The sequence below is a fragment of the Pandoraea faecigallinarum genome, from assembly GCF_001029105.3.
Taxonomy (GTDB): Bacteria; Pseudomonadota; Gammaproteobacteria; order Burkholderiales; family Burkholderiaceae; genus Pandoraea; species Pandoraea faecigallinarum.
On the sequence record NZ_CP011807.3, the window covers coordinates 3,659,446 to 3,675,134 of the forward strand.

Below are 15,689 nucleotides of genomic sequence, written 5' to 3' on the forward strand. Positions count from 1 at the left end.
GACAAGTTCCTCAAGCCTGTGCTATCGTCGCCGCCATGCCATCCGTCATCTCAATCAAGAATCTGTCGAAGACGTACGCGACAGGGTTCCAGGCGCTCAAGAACATCAACCTGGAAATCCAGCGCGGCGAGATCTTCGCCCTGCTCGGCCCGAACGGCGCCGGCAAAACGACCCTCATCAGCACCATCTGCGGCATCGTGCGTCCGAGTTCGGGCACGGTCACGGTCGACGGTCACGACATCATCACCGACTATCGCGCCGCGCGCGAAGCCATCGGTCTCGTGCCACAGGAGCTGACCACCGACTCCTTCGAATCGGTGTGGGCCACCGTCTCGTTCTCACGCGGCCTGTTCGGCAAGCCAGCGAATCCCGCGTACATCGAAAAGGTGCTGCGTTCGCTGTCGCTCTGGGAGAAGAAGGACAGCCGCATCATGCAACTCTCTGGCGGCATGAAGCGACGCGTGCTGATCGCCAAGGCGCTCTCGCACGAACCGCGCGTGCTGTTTCTCGACGAGCCGACCGCCGGTGTCGACGTCGAACTGCGCCGCGATATGTGGGGTCTCGTGCAATCGTTGCGCGAAACCGGCGTGACGGTGATCCTGACCACGCACTACATCGAAGAAGCCGAGGAGATGGCCGACCGCATCGGCATCATCACCGGCGGCCAGATCACGCTCGTGCAGGAGAAGACCGAGCTGATGCGGCACATGGGCAGCAAGCAACTGTCGTTGCAGCTGGCCGAGCCGATTGCCGCCGTGCCCGACGCGCTCGCCGGCTACGGCGTCACGCTCGGCGAGAACGGCACCGAACTGGTCTTCACCTACGACGCGAATATCGAGCAGACGTCCATCGCCGCGCTGCTGCGCGACATGGAGCGGGCCGGTATTTCGGTGAAGGATCTGCACACGACGCAAAGCTCGCTCGAAGATATTTTCGTCTCGCTCGTGCACAAGAAAGAAGGATGAGCCGCGCCATGAATCTTTACGCCGTCAGGGCGATTTACAACTTCGAGATGGCCCGCACGCGCCGCACGCTGATGCAGAGCATCATCTCACCGGTCATCTCGACCTCGCTGTACTTCGTGGTGTTCGGCGCGGCTATCGGCTCGCGCATTCCGGAGATCGAGGGCGTGCCGTACGGCGCGTTCATCGTGCCGGGCCTCATCATGCTCTCCCTGCTCACGCAGAGTGTGACGAACGCCTCGTTCGGCATCTACTTTCCGCGCTTTACCGGCACGATCTACGAGGTACTCTCGGCCCCCGTGTCGTACATGGAAATCGTGTGCGCGTATGTGGGGGCCGCGGCGACCAAGTCGATCATTCTCGGCGTCATCATGCTGGGCACGGCTGCGCTGTTCGTGCCGTTGCGCATCGAGCATCCGGTCTGGATGATCTTCTTTCTCGTGCTGACCGCGCTCACGTTCAGCCTGCTCGGGTTCATCATCGGGATCTGGGCGGACGGCTTCGAGAAACTGCAACTCGTGCCGCTGCTCATCATCACGCCGCTCACGTTTCTCGGCGGCAGCTTCTACTCGACGAGCATCCTGCCGCCGTTCTGGCGCGCGGTCACACTGTTCAATCCGGTCGTGTATCTCATCAGCGGCTTTCGCTGGAGCTTTTACGGACTGGCGGACGTGAGCGTCGCCGTGAGCCTCGGCATGACGCTGCTGTTCCTCGCGATTTTCCTCGCCATCGTCGCGTGGATGTTCAAGACGGGCTACCGCCTCAAGAGCTGAGGCATCTGCCGGACGGTACGCCCTCCGGCGGATGCGCCGCACCGCCTTGCCTTCATCCTCCCCATCTCAGACCGGCGGCGTCTCGCGAAACGCGGGCAAGGCTTCGGCTTGCGCCGAGAAGTCGGCGATCCCGGGAAACTCGCGGCTGAAATCGATCTCCGGCAGCATGAGTTGATGAAAGCGCCACGACACGGCAATCGTCACACCATGCACGCCGATCCGATCGGGTGTTGCCACGACCGGCACCTGCGCCAGTTCCTTTTCCAGCGCCTGAAAGGCCGCATGCACCTGCGTGCGCACGCGTTGCGTCCATGGTGCGTGACGTTTTTCGCTCGGACGCAATTCGCGCTCGTACACCAGTTGCACCGACTTCTCGCATGCCGCGAGCGCCAGCCCGGTCAGGCGCAGCGAACGCAGATGTGCGGCCGGATCGACCGGCACCAGCCGTTGCGCCGGGTCGACCAGCGATTCCAGATATTGGAGGATGAGCGTGGAGTCCATCAGCACCGTGCCGTCGTCGGCGACGAGCGTCGGCGCCTTCACGACGGGGTTGATCGCGGCGAACTCGTCGAAGGTCCGAAAGACCGACAGGGAACGGTGTTCGAAAGGCAGGCCAAGCAACTTCAGACAAATCGCCGTGCGTCGCACGTACGGGGAATCCAGCATTCCTATCAACTGCATGTCTCGCTCCTTTGCAAGGCGGTGGCCGCCGCACCGGCGGTTCCGCCGATCATACATGACGGGTAGAATGGGTCGCATGGCCGACTCGACAGGGAGAATGTTTCATGAACATCCTGATGGTTCTGACCTCGCACGACCGCCTGGGCGACACGGGCAAGAAGACCGGGTTCTGGCTCGAAGAGTTCGCCTCGCCTTACTACGTGTTCATCGATGAAGGACTTGCCGTCACGCTCGCGTCACCCGCGGGTGGCCAACCGCCGCTCGACCCGAAGAGCGACGAGCCCGACGCGCAAACGGAAGCCACCCGGCGCTTTCGCGACGACGCGGAGGCCAGAACGGCGCTGGCCACCACGCTGAAGCTGGCCGATGTCAATCCCGACGACTACGACGCCGTCTTTTACCCCGGCGGCCACGGCCCGCTCTGGGATCTCGCACAAGACCCGCACTCCATCCGTCTGATCGAAGCATTCGAGCGCGCCGGCAAGCCCATCGGCTTCGTATGCCATGCGCCGGGCGTGCTGCGGCAGGTGCGTGCGGCGAACGGCGAACCGCTCGTGCGCGGGCGTCACGTGACCGGCTTCACCAACGACGAGGAAGCCGCCGTCGGTCTCACCGGCGTGGTGCCGTTCCTCGTCGAAGACGAACTCAAACGGCTGGGCGGACTGTACGAGAAGGCCGGGAACTGGGTGTCGCACGTGGTAGGCGACGGACGCCTCGTCACGGGACAAAACCCGGCGTCGTCGGAAGAAGCTGCGCGCACGGTGCTCGCGATGATGGAGCCGCGCCTGCCATGAGGAAACCCGCAGCATCAGTGGATATCCGGCGCCTCGTTCCTACCGATGCGCTCGCCTTCCAGGCACTGCGCCTCGCGGGCTTGCAGAGGCACCCCGAAGCGTTCGGATCGAGCTACGAGGAAGAAAAGGACTGGCCGCTCGAGCGCGTGCGCGAGTGGCTGACGGCGCGTCCGGATGCGGGCGTCTTCGGCGCCTTCGAAAACGAACGGCTGGTCGGCGTGCTCGGTCTCGGACGCCAGACCCGCCGGAATTTCTCGCACGTGGGCTTTCTGTGGGGAATGTACGTTCAGGCGGACGCCATGGGGCGCGGCATCGGCCGGGCACTGGTCGATGCCGCCCTTGCGCTGGCACGCTCGCAGCCCGGACTTCGCCACATCACCTTGCAGGTCAATGCCGAGAACCGCGCGGCCATTGCGCTGTATCGATCGTTCGGCTTCGTGGAAATCGGACGCGAACCCGATGCCATGCGCGTCGGTAACGGCTTTTGCGACGACATTCGCATGTATCTGCCGATCTCGACACACTGATCGTTCACCGCACGCAAGCGACCCGACGCGCACCCGGGACGAACGCCCGGTCCATCCGGGCGCTATCGAGCGCTGTTCGGGCGCTGTCCGGGCGCATCGAATCTCAGACCGGCTGCATCTCGAACGGACCGAGGTAATCCATCTTGCCCACTTCCACACCCTGCGCACGCAGCAGGTCGTGTGTGGTCGTCACGTGGAAATAGAAGTTCGGCAGCGCGAACTTGAAGAGGTAATCGACGGCGTCCATTGTGGTCTGCTGCGTCCTGAACTTCAGCGTGATCTGGCGCGACTGCGCGCCGTCGAAACGATCTTCCAGAATGCCGGCGATAAACGCCTCGGTGTTCGCGATGCGATCACGCAGTTGATCGAACGTCGTTTCGTCGTCGTCGAACTTCGGCGATTCGACGCCCGTCAGGCGCGCCACCGCAAACTTCGCCGTGTCGCTCACCCGCTGGATCTGCGCGGTGAAATCGAGCATGTCCGGCGCGAGCTTCGCCGTAAGGATCGACACGGGATCCACGGCATTGGCTTCGCAATGGGCGCGAGCCTTCCTGATGTAGTCGGCCATGACGGTCAGGCCGCGCAGATACACGGGAATGGTGGCGCGATAGAGGGAAATCGACATCGGGAAACTCCTCAGGGGTAGCACAGCGCGAAGCGCGCGGGGTCGTGCGAACGATACATGCTATCAGCGCGGAAAAAATCCTGCCGCTCACCGAAGCGATTCCTGGAATACAGGCACGCCGCCCCTCGGCAAGATCCTATCGCGTGGATTTCCATCTCACGCGAAACCGAAGGGAGATACCGGCATGTCAGTCGCATCAGCAACATCGTCGATTGGTCTGATCGGCCATGTATCGCGCAGCCTCAGCGCCGATACGGTCGAGGCATGTACGAAACAAGGCATTCAGTATCAGTTGAACACGCTCTGGGAGCGTATCAAGGACTGGATCCTCGGCACGAACAAGGTCGCTGCCACGAGTGCCATCCACACCATGGCGACGACGGCTTCGGCCGGCAAGCAGGTCGATGCCTTCCTCGAACTCACACAGTACGTCAAACCGGAACACCGCCATCAGCTGAAGTGGTGCACCGGGGAAGGGGCCGCGCCCTATTTCATGATCGGAGACGCTGTCATTCAGGCCGCGCCGGACTGGGCGGGGCGCACGCCGTTGAATCTGAACACGGTCGAGATGGCGCGAATGCTGATATCGACGCATCACAACGAAACGCCACTGCTGTTGAAGTTTCTCCAGATCGAAGCGGCGAGCGCGCATGAGGCTCGCCCGCCAATGGTGAGCGAGGACGAAGACGGCACCATCTACGTCGATATGGAATCGCATTCGGCGTTTCTCAGGGAATCGGCTTCGCTCGTCGACGCGCTGGAGTTCATCGGCATGCACCGTAACGACAACGACTTCGAACGCTCGCACGCGCTCGGATTGCAAGTGGAAGCGGAGTGGTGGGCGATGGGACGCCAACCGGTGGCTCTGGCCACGGGCGGCGTGACGCAGGATGCCGAGACCGTCGGTGGTATGGCGCAGAACGTCATGATCGTGACGACCGATCTCTTTTACGAACGCATGGATCTGACGCGCCGCACGATGGCGGGAAGTGTGGGAGGCTTCTGACGGAGCAGGCCATTTCGCCGCACCGACCGCGACGGCGCGCGCGCCTGGGGCGTCTCGGCGTCGCCAGGATGCGATGAAGACCGGCCGATGCAATAAGACGTTCGGACAGTGGCCCCGGAGCGGCGGCGCGCGGCAGCATGACGGGTCGACATGAAGTCCTGCGTAATGGACAGGTGATATGCTCGACTGGCGTCCAGGGCAGCTTCACGTGCGGTATGTGCCCTGCAAGGGGGCGCAATATCCGACACGCATGCCGATACAGGAGCCGCCATGGGTACCCCGCGCCACATCCCCTCTCCGGCCGAAGCCGCAACGCTCGCCCGCAAGTGGGCCGCCCACTTTGCCAGGCCCACGGCCATCGGCATGACACTCGCCTTCGTCGCCGGTTATGTCGACGTGGTGGGCTTCATTGCCCTCTTCGGGCTGTTTACCGCACACGTGACCGGCAACTTCGTGATGATCGGCGTGCAACTGGTCGCCAGCACACACGTGGGCGTGCTGGCCAAGTTACTGGCGCTGCCGGTGTTCGTGATTTTCGTCGCGGCGGTCAAACTCATCGTGCAGGCGTTCGCGAACCGGGACCGGCGTCCGCTGCGTCTGCTGCTCATCTTGCAAACGCTATTGCTGCTGGGGTTCATGGTGATCGGCATGGCGGCACAACCCATCATCTCGGCAGACGCCCCGCTCGCGATCCTCTCCGGCATGTTCGGCGTGGCCGCGCTGGCGATTCAGAACGCCATCGGCCGGCTCGTGCTCTCCGATCTGGCGCCGACCACCATCATGACAGGCAACACGACACAGATCGTGATCGACATGGTCGAACTGGCGAGCGGCAACTGCGGCGACGGCAATGCCGCGAAGGCGCGCCTGCGCAAGATGCTTCCCGCCCTCGTCGCCTTCGCCGTGGGGGCGGTTTTCGGGGGCTTTGCCTATCACGGCGCAGGCTTCTGGTGCGTACTGCTGCCTGTGGCCCTGCTCGTGGCGCTGGCCACGGCGAACGAATAAGTTTGCCTTGCCGGCTTCGCGCGTCTCGCCGGTCCGTGACGCGAACGCGCGATAATGTTGCGCTTACACGCCCGTCGGTTTCACGTAGGGACGAATCGCCCCTGGCGCATTCGCCACGGGCGTGCACACACTCGTCAAGGAACATCGCAATGAAGCTGGATTCGCAATGGGTGCTCGTCACGGGCGGGGCACGGGGCCTGGGTGCCGCGATTACGCGCGCCGTCGCCCGGGAGGGTGCAGGCGTGGTCATCAATTACCTGCGCAGCGACGCAGCGGCGCGGGAGTTGGCCGATTCGCTGGGCGCGCTTGGACATCGCGCCGTGGCCTTGCAAGCCGACGTCACCGACGAGAAAGCCGTCGCCCGTCTGTTTGCCGAAGCCCGTGAGCGTATCGGCGCACCGATCGTCTCCGTCGTGAACAACGCACTGGCCGATTTCCGGTTCGATGGCGACGCGCGCCCCAAGCTGGCCGACATCCCCTGGTCGCGCTTCGCGCAGCAGCTCGAAGGGGCGGTCAAGGGCGCGCTCAACACCATGCAGGCCGCGCTGCCGGGCATGCGCGAGGCCGGCTTCGGGCGCATCGTAAACGTGGGCACCAACCTGTTTCAGAACCCGGTCGTGCCCTACCACGATTACACAACCGCCAAGGCCGCGCTGCTCTCGCTCACACGCACGGCGGCCAACGATCTCGGGCCGGACGGCATCGCCGTCAACATGGTCTCCGGCGGCCTGTTGCGCGTGACCGACGCCAGTTCGGCAACACCCGAAGCCGTGTTCGATCTGATCGCCGGTCTTACGCCACTGCGCCGGGTCACCACGCCCGACGAGTTCGCCGACGCCGTGCTTTACTTCCTCTCGCCGTGGGCGCGCGCCGTCACGGGGCAGAACCTCATCGTCGACGGTGGGCTGGTGAAGGGCTGAGGGCAGCGCGAACGCGCGTGTCCCTACGCAACGCACTGAACGCGTCCGCGCATTTGCCGGACGCGGTAAAATTGCCACCTTTGTGAGCGCCCGCTTCAGTGTTTGCTCAGGCGAATGCGCGCCGCCCTTCCCGCGCCCCGCCTCCTTCCGGCTCCTTATTTCCAAGCCCCGACTTCAGACAGTGACCACCACTTCCATCGCTTCCACCGACATCCCCAACGCTGACGACACCGCCGATAGCCGGAACGCCATTTACGAAGACCGCCTGTGGCGCGACGATGGCTGGACCGCCAAGGTGATCAAGAACGAGGAGGACGACGGCTGGGCGGTCGCCATGTTCAAGGACGGCGAATCGGAACCCGCCCTCGTGGGGCCATGGACGATGGGGCGCGACAAGAAAAATCCGAAACCGCTCGACGTCAACGCTTTCCACACACTCGTGAAAACGGCTGCCGAGGTGTTACGACGTCACGAGCAGCAACTGCGTGCCCAGTTGCACAAGCGAGTGAGCGTCGACGGGCCCAACGGCGAGATCGACGTCATTCTCGACATCGTGCCCGACGACTACGACCCTTACGCCATGCTCAGCGCCATCGACCGTTTCGGCGAGACCATCGCGTCGGTCAAGGTGCCGCCGTCGTTCAAGCTCTCGCGCAACAGCGCACGCGCCTGGGTAGACAACGACTTCCAACGTCCCCAGTAAGCGCCCGCTAACGCCACGGCATGTCCGGCGCCGCCCCCGCACATCCGATTACCCCCGATACCGGGATAACCGCCCGTCTGGCTGGCTTTCCTGACGCCACCTAAGATGGGCATCGCCGACGACGCCGCCGCGCCGCGTGGCTGCCCCGCTTGCGGGCGCACTGCAGGCGCATCCCGCGAGCGGGCGCTCACCCGCCGCGGCGGCGTCGTCGGCATTCACCTCATTGCCCCGTGCATCCGACGTCAGGAGACCTCATGAAACGCTTTCATATCGCGCTCGCCGTGCGCGATCTCGCCGAGTCCATCGCCGATTACTCCGCCCGCCTCGGCCAACCGCCCTCGGCCGTGGTGCCCGGCGCGTATGCCATGTGGCGCACCGATCTGCTCAACTTCTCGATCAATCAGTCGCCATCGCGCGCCGGCGAGCTGCGGCACGTCGGCTTCGAAGATGACGATGCGCCGGGGTACGCGAGCAGCACGGACTGCAACGGCGTGTTGTGGGAAGCATTCTCCGCCGCTGAGCAGGACCGTCGCATAGTGAGCACTTACGGGGTCGCGGTACGAAACTAAGGACGACAAAAGGGGGACCGTGGTCCCCCCGCCCTCTTTGAGCGCCTCCCCGAGCGCCGCATCCGTGTCAGGCCGGGACTTCGTCCGAATCTTCGGGCACAGCGCCAAAACCTGGCAGCGCACGCTGCCAGCGCTGCGCCACGAACACACCCACGAGCGCCACGCCCCCGCCGATCACGTGGAACATATGCAACTGCTCGCCCAGCAGGACGACTGCAATCGCCGCCGTCATCACGGGCAGCACGTTGATGAACATGCTGCAACGGTTCGGCCCCAGATGTCGAATGCCCTGAATCCACAGAATCGGCAACACGATAGACGCCCCCAACCCCGCGTACAGCACCAGTGGCACCGTCGCCGCATTCAACTGCGCCTGCCCCGCGGGCACCATGGCCAGCATCGGGATCATCGTCACGAGCGCTGCCCAGGCCTGCACGTAAGTCGACTGCGCAGGCGGCACGGCGACATGCCAACGGCGCAGCAACACGCTGTACAGCCCGTACGACGCCGACGCAATCAGCATCAGTATGTCGCCCGGATGCACGCCGCCGTCGAGCAACGTGGACGGATGCCCCTGACCGATCAGATACACCAGCCCCGCGAGCGAGAGCAGCCCGCCGACCAGCATGCCAAGCGTCGGCGGCTCGCGCAGCAGCACGACACTCCACAGCAGCGTGAGCAGCGGCGCGAGCGCCGTGACGATTGCCATGTTGGTCGCGGTCGTGCTGTGCGCGGCGAGGTACGACAGGCTCTGATAAAACGACATGCTCAGAAAACCGAGGAAGGCGAGCCTGGCCAGTTGCGGACGCACGTGGTGCCAGTTGCGCGCCAGCGGGCGGATCACGAAAGGCGTCATCACGGCAAGCGCCAGCACCAGCCGGTAGAACGTGATGGCCGACGGCGCGATGGTCGTGGCAGAGAGTTTGGAGACGATGACATTGCCGGCCCACAACAGCATGGCGCCGAGCGGATACAGGAAGTACCCCATGACGAATTCCCACAGGTTTGACAAAGGAAGCCCTATCGTCAGGGATGCGGCCCAGACCGTCTCACGCTAAAATTCCAGAACCTGTCTTGAAAAGGACATTCTTCTTCCCGCCATGACGCCCGTACGCCGGATCATCGATCCCCGACTGACCGACCATCTTCGCTTCGAGAGCACGCCCATGCCGATGGCGGCGATGGCGGTCGATTACGTGCACAATGAATTCATTGCGTCGCATTCGCACCGACGTGCGCAACTGCTCTACGCCATCGAAGGGGTGATGATTATCGCGTCGGCGTCCGGACGCTGGGTGGTGCCGCCGACGCGCGGTGTCTGGCTCGCGGCCGGTCTGGAGCACACGGTGCGCATGAGCGGCAACGTCAAGATGCGCACCGTGTTCGTCGAACCCGGCATCGAACCGTTGCCCGACAGCAGTTGCGTGGTGGAGATCACGCCGCTCATGCGCGAACTCATCCTCGCGGCAATCGACGTCCCACCCGACTACGCGGCCAACTCACGCGATGCCCGTCTGATGCGTCTGTTGCTCGACGAACTGATCGCTCTGCCCGTATTGCCGCTCTACCTGCCCTGGCCGAGAGACCCGCGTCTCGCACGCATCTGCGACCGGCTGATGCAGGAACCGTGCGACGACGCGACCATCGACGATTGGGCAACGGAAGCGGGGCTTTCGGCAAAGACATTTCAGCGGCGCTTTTCCGGGGAGACAGGACTGACCTTCGGCCGCTGGCGTCAGCAAGCGCGACTGCTGCAAGCGCTGGAAGCCTTGGCACGCGGCGAGAAAATCGTGAACGTCGCGCTCGATCATGGCTATGCGAGCCAGAGCGCGTTCGCGGCCATGTTCAAACGGCATTTCGGCGTACCGCCATCGGCGTTCTATCGATAATGAATCCGTAGACTCCGACGAATATCCGAACGTTGCAAACCTCTCGGGAGACATCAGCATGCATTACCTGCTCACCTACGACCTCGTCGACGACTATCTCGAGCGGCGCGGCCAATACCGCGACGCGCATCTGGCGCTCGCATGGGCGGCGGCCGACCGGGGCGAACTGCTTCTGGCTGGCGCACTGGAGTCGCCGGTCGATGCCGCCGCGCTGCTCTTCGAAGGCGACTCGTCTGCGGCAGCGGAAGCCTTCGCCAAGGCGGATCCGTACGTGGTGAATGGTCTGGTGAAGTCGTGGCGCGTGCGGCCGTGGAAGACGGTCGTCGGGAAGACGGCGAGCACCCCCGTCCGCTAAAGCCACTGGCGACCGGCGGCGGTCTCGAACAAGCGTCGCAATCGGCCCTGACGATTGTGACCATCCCTCAGGAAACCGTCGCGCAAAAACAAAACGCGCTTGGCGATGAAGCCAAGCGCGTTTGTCGACAACCGATTGCGTACCGCGTTTTCCGGAGATTTCCGAGAAACACGCCACTGAATCTGGCGTCCCCTAGGGGATTCGAACCCCTGTACTCACCGTGAAAGGGTGATGTCCTAGGCCTCTAGACGAAGGGGACCTAAAATCTTCGTTTTGGTGGAGGTAAGCGGGATCGAACCGCTGACCTCTTGCATGCCATGCAAGCGCTCTCCCAGCTGAGCTATACCCCCGTACGGCGAAGAAGTGAGACTATAGCGTGCTTTTCATAGCTTGGGAAGCCCCTTCACCAAAATATTTTGGGACAGCCGGATGCCGGAACAGTGACGCAGCGCCCGGCGGGCGCCTCGTTCTCTTCTTCCCCGGCCCATCACCGGGCTCGGCCCCGCTTACTGGCTAAGTCCCCTTGCCTCGATAGGCCACAGCCCCTCGACCCGGCCGTGCCGTACAGCCACGTAACGGTCATACAGATTGACTGTCGGGTCGCAATGTCCGGGCACCAGCAGAATCGGCTCGCCCAGCCACGGCGTGCCGTCGTCGTCCGGCGACGCCAGTTCGAGTACGCCGTGTTCGTCCGACGCCGTACGGTAATGCGGTTTGCCCGCCTGCTGCGACGCCCAGAAACGGGGCAGCCCCGAATCGGTCGCCACGCTCTTGAGGCCCGCGTCGCACACGATGATGCCCTTGCGCGCCGTGCTCATGACGGTCGACGCCAGAAACAGTCCGTGACGGAAGCGCCAGTCGTCGCGCCATTCGAGCGCGCCGTAATGGCCGTCGAGAAACACGTACGACCCCGGCTGGATCTCGGTATAGACACCGCTCTCGATGTCGAACTCCGCCGTGCCCGTACCGCCGCCAGTCACCACGGGGCACGCAATGCCGCGCGCTTCGAGAAAACGCACGTAGGCAGACGCCCGCTCCGCCGCGAGCCGCGCAGTATCGCGACGCTTGCCCCAACCGTCGACATGCTGCGCGCTCCCGTGATACGCCTGCAGGCCACCGAAGCGCAACCCTTCGTAATGGTCGATGGCGTCCACCAACTGGCCTACGGCATCCGTCGAATCGACACCGCACCGGCCCTGCCCCACGTCGACTTCGGGCAGCACCGAGATTCGCACCCCGGCACGCTGTGCCGCTTTGCCCAGCGGCGCCACCTGACGCACGTCGTCCACGCACACCGACAACGCAACACGCGCGGCCATCGCCACGGCCAGTGCCACACGCGCCTGCCCGACGAACTCGTTGCTGATGTGGATGTTGCCGATGCCCGCGTTGACGAACGGAATGGCCTCGGTGATCTTCTGGCAACAGATGCCGACGGCCCCCGCCGCCATCTGCGCGCGCGCAACCGTCACGGACTTGTGCGCCTTCGCATGGGGACGCACGGCAACACCGCGTGCGGCCGCCGCGCTCGCCATGCGCGCCAGGTTCGCCTCGAATGCATCGAGATCGAGCAACAGGGAAGGCGTGGCGATCTGCGTAAGCGAATCGCCCACGCGCGCCACCGGCGGCACCGCGAGGCCACCCGCGGCCGCATTCGAAGACGTCGAAACCGTATTGACTGAGTCTGGCATCACTATCCTTTCAAGGGCATTCGCAAGCGCGTGTCGGCCATCAGGCAACGGCCGCCGGGGGCGACGAGGGCGACGACGACGAGAACGACAAGGGCGGCAGCGCTCGGGCCAGCACACAGGCGACGTGCAGGGCCTGCATGTGTGCACCGTCGTGAATCTGATGTCGGCAACTGGTGCCATCGGCGACCACGATGGCATTTTCGCTACGCTCACGGATCGCCGGCAACAGCGTAAGTTCCGACATGGCCCGCGACGTGTCGTAGTGCTCCGCCTCGTAACCGAAGCTGCCTGCCATGCCGCAACATGACGACTCGATCGATGATACCTTTAGCCCCGGCAGCCAACCAAGCACCGCCGTGACCGGCGAAAATGCGTCGAACGCCTTCTGATGGCAGTGAGCGTGCACGAGCGCTTCGTCCACGCCGTCCGGGAGTGCCTGCCAGGCGATCTCGAAGCGCCCCGCCGCCTTCTCGCGAACCAGAAATTCCTCAAACAAGAACGCGTTATCCGCCAACTTGCGGGCCGCGTCGCCAAAGCCGTAACTCAGCACTTCATCGCGCAACGACAACAGGCATGACGGCTCCAGTCCCACGATGGGCACGCCGCGCTCGACGAACGGCATGACCGCGTCGAGCAGGCGGCGCGCTTCCGCCTTCGCCTCGTCGACCAGCCCGGCGGCCAGGAACGTTCGCCCGCAGCACAGCGCACGCTCTCCGGCACGCCGGTTCAGATGGACCGTATAGCCCGCCGCTTCGAGTACCTGCCTCGCCGCGCGCGCGTTTTCCGGCTCCATGTAGTTGTTGAACGTATCGACGAAGAGCAGCACGTGACGCTCGCCGCGCAGGGCATCGCCCGCGCCCAGCGGCGCCTGACGATCGAGGAACGGTGTCTTCAATGCCGGCACCGAGCGCCCCGGTGCGAGGCCGAGCCAGCGCTTGGCCGCACGGCTTCCCGGCGCCCGCTGCATCACATCCAGCAGCGCGCCCAGTCGACTGGCCCACGGCGCGTAGCGCGGCAGATAGGCGATCAACTTGTCCCGCAGCGACACCCCGTGGCGCTTCGCGCGCGCATGACGCGCTTCGATCTTGAAGCGCGCCATGTCGATGCCCGTCGGACAATCGCGCTTGCAGCCCTTGCACGACACGCACAGATCGAGTGCGGCCTTGACGTCGTCGCTCGCCAGCCCCTCTTCGCCCAATTGACCGGAGACTGCCAGACGCAGCGTGTTCGCGCGCCCGCGCGTGACATGCTGTTCGTCGCGCGTCACACGATAGCTCGGGCACATCGTGCCAGCGTCGAACTTGCGGCAATGCCCATTGTTGTTGCACATCTCGACGGCAGACGCGAGGCCATGCGTGGCGTCGGTGCCGGTGTCCGGCGCGCTCTGCTCGCCGGTCAGCGCGTCGCGCGTCACGTTCCACGCGCTCCAGTCGAGCGCCGGCGTAATGGGTTTCGCGGCGTATCCCGGCGCGAAGCGGAACAGTTCGCGCGTATCCATCTTCGGCGGACGCACCATCTTGTCCGGGTTGAAACGATTCTCCGGATCGAACAGTTGCTTGATCTCGCCGAATGCCGCGTTGATGCGCGGCCCGTACTGCCAGGCCACCCACTCGCCGCGACACAGCCCGTCGCCGTGCTCGCCCGAGTACGCCCCCTTGTATTCGCGCACGAGCGCCGCCGCTTCCTCGGCAATCTCGCGCATCTTCACGGCGCCATCGCGGCGCATGTCCAGAATCGGCCGCACGTGCAGCGTGCCCACACTCGCGTGGGCGTACCATGTGCCTTCCGTACCGTTGCGATGGAACACCTCGGTCAGACGGCGTGTGTACTCCGCCAGATGTTCGAGCGGCACCGCACAGTCTTCGATGAAGGACACCGGCTTGCCGTCGCCCTTCATGCTCATCATGATGTTCAAGCCCGCTTTGCGCACTTCCCACAGCGCCTTTTGCGGGCCGGCCTCGGGCATCTTCACCACGCTGCCAGGCAGGCCGAGATCGCCCATCAGCGCGGCGAGATCTTCGAGTTTCGCGCGCAGTGCCGCAGGATCGTCGCCCGCGAATTCGACCAGCAGAATCGCTTGCGGATCGCCCGTGAGCGCCTTCTCGATCACCGGACGAAACGCCGCGTTGTCCATCGCCAGATCGATCATCGTGCGGTCGACCAGTTCCACCGCCACGGGTCCCAGCTTGACGATGTGCTGCGTGAGATCCATCGCCTGATAGAACGTCGGGAAATTCACCACACCGAGTGTCTTGTGTTTGGGCAGCGGCGCCAGCCTCAGCGTGATCTGACGGCTGTAAGCGAGCGTACCCTCGGAGCCGACCAGCAGATGCGAGAGATTGGCCACGCCATCGTCCGTATAGGCGCGCGGGTTCAGGCAATCGAACAGATCGAGGTTGTAGCCCGCGACGCGGCGCAACACGCGTGGCACACGCTCGCGCATTTCCTGCTGCTCTCGCATGGCGATCTCGTGCACGCTCGCGAGCAGCGCCTTCGTGCGTGCGTCGGCCGGCGGCGTGTGCAGCGAACCGAAGTGCAGCTGCGCACCGTCGGCGAGCACAGCGTCGATGGACAGCACGTTGTGCACCATGTTGCCGTACTCGATGGAGCGCGAACCGCACGAGTTGTTGCCCGCCATGCCGCCGATGGTGCATTGCGCCGCCGTCGATACGTCGACCGGAAACCACAGACCGTGCGGCTTCAGCCAGGCATTGAGGTGATCGAGCACGATCCCCGGCTCGACGGTAACGGTGCGCGCCTCGGCGTCGAACGCCACCACACGGTTCAGCCACTTGCTGTTGTCGATGACGAGCGCTTCTCCGATGGTCTGGCCGCACTGGCTCGTGCCCGCGCCGCGTGCGAGTACCGGCACGTGCTGATCGCGTGCGATGTCGAGGGCGCGAATCAAGTCCTCCTGATCGCGCGGCACGACCACGCCGATGGGGAAGATCTGATAGATCGATGCGTCCGTTGCGTAGCGGCCGCGACTGGCACGATCGAAGAGCACGTCGCCGCGAAGTTCGCGACGCAAGCGCGCCTGCAACGGAGTGAGCGCCACGCCGCCGCGCTGCATCGGCATCAGATGCACGGGCTGGCTGACGAGATTCGGACGATGGGATTCGCGGGCGTTCGATTGGGAATTCATGGCGTGGCTGGCATTTGATCCGGCGGGGTGGAGGCGTCGAAGAT

General features: G+C 64.4%; 16 protein-coding genes and 2 tRNA genes. 11 read left to right on the top strand and 7 right to left on the bottom strand.

What is annotated here, in order from left to right:
* Positions 1–35: 35 nt before the first annotated feature.
* On the top strand, positions 36–965 hold the full coding sequence (locus tag AB870_RS15980; protein ID WP_047905477.1) for an ABC transporter ATP-binding protein: 930 nt from the start codon (positions 36–38) through the stop codon (positions 963–965).
* 8 nt (positions 966–973) lie between these two features.
* Positions 974–1,735, top strand: a complete 762-nt coding sequence (locus AB870_RS15985; RefSeq protein ID WP_047908283.1) for an ABC transporter permease — start codon at positions 974–976, stop codon at positions 1,733–1,735.
* A gap of 66 nt (positions 1,736–1,801) precedes the next feature.
* Here AB870_RS15985 and AB870_RS15990 read toward each other — a convergent pair whose 3' ends face one another.
* On the bottom strand, positions 1,802–2,416 hold the full coding sequence (locus AB870_RS15990; RefSeq protein ID WP_047905478.1) for a glutathione S-transferase: 615 nt from the start codon (positions 2,414–2,416) through the stop codon (positions 1,802–1,804).
* A gap of 104 nt (positions 2,417–2,520) precedes the next feature.
* Between AB870_RS15990 and AB870_RS15995 the strand changes: the two genes are divergently transcribed.
* Entirely contained in the window at positions 2,521–3,210 is a 690-nt protein-coding gene (locus AB870_RS15995) for a type 1 glutamine amidotransferase domain-containing protein (protein ID WP_047905479.1), read from the top strand.
* Positions 3,207–3,737, top strand: a complete 531-nt coding sequence (locus AB870_RS16000) for a GNAT family N-acetyltransferase (RefSeq protein ID WP_084663767.1) — start codon at positions 3,207–3,209, stop codon at positions 3,735–3,737. Before AB870_RS15995 ends, AB870_RS16000 begins: the two co-directional genes overlap by 4 nt.
* Positions 3,738–3,840: 103 nt before the next feature.
* Here AB870_RS16000 and AB870_RS16005 read toward each other — a convergent pair whose 3' ends face one another.
* On the bottom strand, positions 3,841–4,362 hold the full coding sequence (locus AB870_RS16005) for a DUF1993 domain-containing protein (protein ID WP_047905481.1): 522 nt from the start codon (positions 4,360–4,362) through the stop codon (positions 3,841–3,843).
* 184 nt (positions 4,363–4,546) lie between these two features.
* Between AB870_RS16005 and AB870_RS16010 the strand changes: the two genes are divergently transcribed.
* The 5 genes from AB870_RS16010 (at position 4,547) to AB870_RS16030 (ending at position 8,565) form a co-directional block, all read left to right on the top strand.
* The gene (locus AB870_RS16010) at positions 4,547–5,368 is read left to right on the top strand and encodes a hypothetical protein (RefSeq protein ID WP_047905482.1); all 822 of its coding nucleotides are present in this window, start codon (positions 4,547–4,549) and stop codon (positions 5,366–5,368) included.
* A 270-nt stretch (positions 5,369–5,638) separates the two neighbouring features.
* Positions 5,639–6,373 carry a YoaK family protein gene (locus AB870_RS16015; RefSeq protein ID WP_084663769.1) on the top strand — a complete coding sequence of 245 codons (735 nt, stop codon included), beginning with the start codon at positions 5,639–5,641 and terminating at the stop codon, positions 6,371–6,373.
* Between the two features lie 149 nt (positions 6,374–6,522).
* Positions 6,523–7,293 (top strand): 3-oxoacyl-ACP reductase, encoded by a 771-nt coding sequence (locus AB870_RS16020; RefSeq protein ID WP_047905483.1) that lies wholly within the window; start codon positions 6,523–6,525, stop codon positions 7,291–7,293.
* Positions 7,294–7,489: 196 nt separating this feature from the next.
* Positions 7,490–7,996 (top strand): hypothetical protein, encoded by a 507-nt coding sequence (locus AB870_RS16025; RefSeq protein WP_084664183.1) that lies wholly within the window; start codon positions 7,490–7,492, stop codon positions 7,994–7,996.
* A 254-nt stretch (positions 7,997–8,250) separates the two neighbouring features.
* A complete protein-coding gene (locus AB870_RS16030) occupies positions 8,251–8,565 on the top strand; it encodes a VOC family protein (RefSeq protein ID WP_047905485.1) in 315 nt (104 codons plus the stop codon).
* 67 nt (positions 8,566–8,632) lie between these two features.
* Here AB870_RS16030 and AB870_RS16035 read toward each other — a convergent pair whose 3' ends face one another.
* Entirely contained in the window at positions 8,633–9,553 is a 921-nt protein-coding gene (locus AB870_RS16035) for a DMT family transporter (RefSeq protein ID WP_047905486.1), read from the bottom strand.
* A 112-nt stretch (positions 9,554–9,665) separates the two neighbouring features.
* On the opposite strand from AB870_RS16035, the gene AB870_RS16040 reads away from it, so the two are divergent.
* On the top strand, positions 9,666–10,454 hold the full coding sequence (locus tag AB870_RS16040) for an AraC family transcriptional regulator (protein WP_237169960.1): 789 nt from the start codon (positions 9,666–9,668) through the stop codon (positions 10,452–10,454).
* A gap of 58 nt (positions 10,455–10,512) precedes the next feature.
* Positions 10,513–10,809, top strand: coding sequence for a YciI-like protein (locus AB870_RS16045; RefSeq protein WP_047905487.1), 297 nt, complete (start codon positions 10,513–10,515; stop codon positions 10,807–10,809).
* 183 nt (positions 10,810–10,992) lie between these two features.
* On the opposite strand, the gene AB870_RS16050 is transcribed toward AB870_RS16045, so the two are convergent.
* The 4 genes from AB870_RS16050 to AB870_RS16065 all read right to left on the bottom strand — a co-directional run bounded on the left by AB870_RS16050 (position 10,993) and on the right by AB870_RS16065 (position 15,645).
* A tRNA-Glu gene (locus AB870_RS16050) sits at positions 10,993–11,068 on the bottom strand.
* Between the two features lie 15 nt (positions 11,069–11,083).
* A tRNA-Ala gene (locus AB870_RS16055) sits at positions 11,084–11,159 on the bottom strand.
* A 156-nt stretch (positions 11,160–11,315) separates the two neighbouring features.
* On the bottom strand, positions 11,316–12,500 hold the full coding sequence (locus AB870_RS16060; RefSeq protein WP_047905488.1) for a DSD1 family PLP-dependent enzyme: 1,185 nt from the start codon (positions 12,498–12,500) through the stop codon (positions 11,316–11,318).
* Between the two features lie 40 nt (positions 12,501–12,540).
* On the bottom strand, positions 12,541–15,645 hold the full coding sequence (locus AB870_RS16065; RefSeq protein ID WP_047905489.1) for an FAD-binding and (Fe-S)-binding domain-containing protein: 3,105 nt from the start codon (positions 15,643–15,645) through the stop codon (positions 12,541–12,543).
* Positions 15,646–15,689: the final 44 nt, after the last annotated feature.